At 69.7% G+C, this 2,603-nt stretch carries 6 protein-coding genes; 2 read left to right on the forward strand and 4 right to left on the reverse strand.

Annotation, left to right across the window (positions count from 1 at the left end):
• The 3 genes from ABZ070_RS36580 to ABZ070_RS36590 all read right to left on the reverse strand — a co-directional run.
• On the reverse strand, positions 1–365 hold a 365-nt coding region (locus ABZ070_RS36580), incomplete at its 3' end, for a Tn3 family transposase (RefSeq protein ID WP_356640431.1).
• The gene (locus ABZ070_RS36585; RefSeq protein ID WP_356640433.1) at positions 314–853 is read right to left on the reverse strand and encodes a hypothetical protein; all 540 of its coding nucleotides are present in this window, start codon (positions 851–853) and stop codon (positions 314–316) included. The genes ABZ070_RS36580 and ABZ070_RS36585, both read right to left, overlap by 52 nt.
• Entirely contained in the window at positions 850–999 is a 150-nt protein-coding gene (locus ABZ070_RS36590) for a hypothetical protein (RefSeq protein WP_356640435.1), read from the reverse strand. Before ABZ070_RS36590 ends, ABZ070_RS36585 begins: the two co-directional genes overlap by 4 nt.
• 44 nt (positions 1,000–1,043) lie before the next feature.
• Between ABZ070_RS36590 and ABZ070_RS36595 the strand changes: the two genes are divergently transcribed.
• A complete protein-coding gene (locus ABZ070_RS36595; RefSeq protein ID WP_356640437.1) occupies positions 1,044–1,334 on the forward strand; it encodes a hypothetical protein in 291 nt (96 codons plus the stop codon).
• On the opposite strand, the gene ABZ070_RS36600 is transcribed toward ABZ070_RS36595, so the two are convergent.
• Positions 1,331–1,849 (reverse strand): DUF4158 domain-containing protein, encoded by a 519-nt coding sequence (locus tag ABZ070_RS36600; protein ID WP_356640439.1) that lies wholly within the window; start codon positions 1,847–1,849, stop codon positions 1,331–1,333. The genes ABZ070_RS36595 and ABZ070_RS36600 overlap by 4 nt on opposite strands.
• Between ABZ070_RS36600 and ABZ070_RS36605 the strand changes: the two genes are divergently transcribed.
• Positions 1,848–2,231 (forward strand): hypothetical protein, encoded by a 384-nt coding sequence (locus tag ABZ070_RS36605; protein ID WP_356640441.1) that lies wholly within the window; start codon positions 1,848–1,850, stop codon positions 2,229–2,231. The genes ABZ070_RS36600 and ABZ070_RS36605 overlap by 2 nt on opposite strands.
• Positions 2,232–2,603: the final 372 nt, after the last annotated feature.

Below are 2,603 nucleotides of genomic sequence, written 5' to 3' on the forward strand. Positions count from 1 at the left end.
GCCGCTCCCGCGGCAGGGCCAGAACCCAAGATCTTCACGAGCCTTCTAGGCCGCCGCCCAGGCCCGGACGACGTCGATCTTCGCTTGGGCCTCGATGAACAGGCCGCTCGCCGCCGAGATGTTCTCGGCCGGAAGTAGCCCTGGTCGACCTGGACCAGACGTCCCCGGGTGAGCGCCGGGACGTCCGGCTTGATGACCGGGGTGAGCCCGACGTTGCACGCCTCCGTCAGCAGAACGGCGCACAGGCTGGTGGTGAAGCCCTCCATGTGGGATTCGGCGCCGGAGATGTGCGTGAAGGCGTCCGCCATCCCAGTCAGTTCGGCGACCTCCAGCAGCAGCTCGGGGAAGTCGACCTTTGGCAGCATGCCGTTGACCAGCTGGCGGAACGGCGGCAGGAGTTTGGGCTCCTCCGCCTTGCCGAGCTTGTCAGCTTCAGCTTCCCGGCCACCACCTCCAGCGCCGTGTTGCCCGGCAACCCGGCGGCGACCTGTACGTACGCGGCATGCAGGGCGGAGGCGAGTTCGGCGAGGTGTCCGGCCGGCTCGCTCTCCAGGCCGAGCGCGGTGAGCACCTTCGGCTGGGTTGTCATCCACTTCTCCCCGGCCAGCAGCTTCACCCGGGGGTCGCCCCAGCGGTCGTCGTCCCTGGCGAACACGTCCCGCCGACGCAGCGAGCGGTGCAGATGCTCCAGGACGCAGAACGAGTACGCGGCCTTGTCGACCAGGCCGTGCGGCACGTTGGGGTTGGCGAACACCAGCCGCCGCCACGAGCCGGTCACCAGGTCGGAGGCGACCTCCTCGGCGCCGACCTTCTTCCGGCCGATCAGGTCCGGGAGGCCCTTGAGGGCTTTCACGACCGGGGCGGCTTCCGCAGCTGGGGCAGGGCCTTGAACTTGGCGTCGTTGCCCATCCGCTCTGCCTTCGCCAGTAGTTTCGTGGCCATCAGGGCGTGCAGCAGATCGAGCGCGTCGTCCACCGTCGCGGTCTCCAGGTGCCGCACGGTCGCCAGCAGCGTCGCGGTCTGCCGGGTTCACCTCCAGCCGCTTGAGCGTCGGCGCCTTCGAGGTCAGCCCGTACCGGGCCAGCCCGGTCATCCGTGCGGCCGGGACTCGTCCGGCGTCCGCCGCGCCGGCGCCCAGGCTCCGCACCTCGCGGGCGCGGTCCGGGGCGAATTCCATGGCCCTGCCCGACACCCGCATCGGTCCCAGCCGCAGCCGTTCCAGCTCCGACACCCGCTTCTTCTCCGGCACTTCCAGCAGCCGGACCATCTCGGTGCGCAGGTCGTACGGGACCGCCTCGTACAGCGCGGCGTGCAGCCGGTCGTTCTCCTCCTAGCGGACCGCGGCCACCATGCGCGCCAGCGTCGTGACCCCGGGCAGCAGCACTCGATTGTTCACCAGCCACACCACCGCCCGGTCGAACAGGGCCCTCGGTCCCTCCCGCGACGACCACACCCGTGCCACCAGGAACTCCGGCAGCTCCTCTTCGCCTTCGGTGAAGTCCCGGTAGCCGTAGGCGTCCCGGATCTCCCACGCGTGCTCGTAGGCCGTCTGCGAGCGCGCCCTGTACCCGGCGAAGTGCTCGTCATCGAAGGCGAGCTGCTCGGCGACGAACTGCACTACGGAGGCCGGGACCACCGTGGGGTCTTCGGTCAGGAAGGTGCCGAGCATCCGCACGGTGCCCCACTGCACCGCCCACCCCAACCTTGTGGCTGGACGACGCTTCGCCCGCGCCAACTCCAGGGCTCTGGTGTCCAGGCGGAAGAATTGTTCCAGCTCGCCGGGCGACGGCTCTGTGGCGAACCGCCCGTAGCGGGCCTCTTGCTCAGCAGACAGGTACTCAACAGGCATGCCGAGGAACGTAGAGCTCGCTGGCCAGGCAAAACGGGCACGTCACCGAACCGGAATCAAGATCGTCCCGCTACCACTAATTTCCGTTCGGATACTCCCCGAGGGTCGGATACGGCTGCTGGCCGACCTGTCGCAGCGCGGTGTCGACCTGGTGGTGTTCGAGTCCCGGCACGAGCAGGACGCGGCAGACCGCGCAGTCCTGACCGGTCTGCGCAAGGCGTCTGTGGTCTCCCACACGATGACGGTGACGTGGGAGCTTGCCAGTACGGACGCGGGCCTGTGGGCAGCGGACTGTCTGGCCGGGGCGGTCTCGTGGTGGCTCGACGGCGACGGCCTGTACTTCAAGGCCCTGGAGCCGCTGGTGACGATCCTCGACGTCTGACGTGGGCTGTAGGCCACGGCCATGAACGCGCAAACGCCGGGCTCCCGATTCCATCGGGGGTCCACGGCGCCACTTCCAGGCCCCAGGGGGCCTGACACCCCAGTATGCGCCTGTCCGCCGACGCTCTCAAGCTCATCGGCTGGGAGGCCCCGGCGGCGGTAGCATCGGCTGCCATACGTCATCACGCCGCCGGGGTCGGTCCAGTGTCCCCTACGCGGCGGCGTCGTCCGTGTCCGGGATGACGATCCGCCTGCCGGCCTGATCGACGGGCGCGGAGCCCGGGCGGTGACAGTCGTTGCGGGCATGCCCGAGGCTCGCCTCCCCCCTGGGGCTGGAGTTAGGGGGAAGCGGGCCTCGGGCGGACGGCGGATG

Source organism: Streptomyces sp. NPDC006283, assembly GCF_040613325.1.
Lineage (GTDB): Bacteria > Actinomycetota > Actinomycetes > Streptomycetales > Streptomycetaceae > Streptomyces.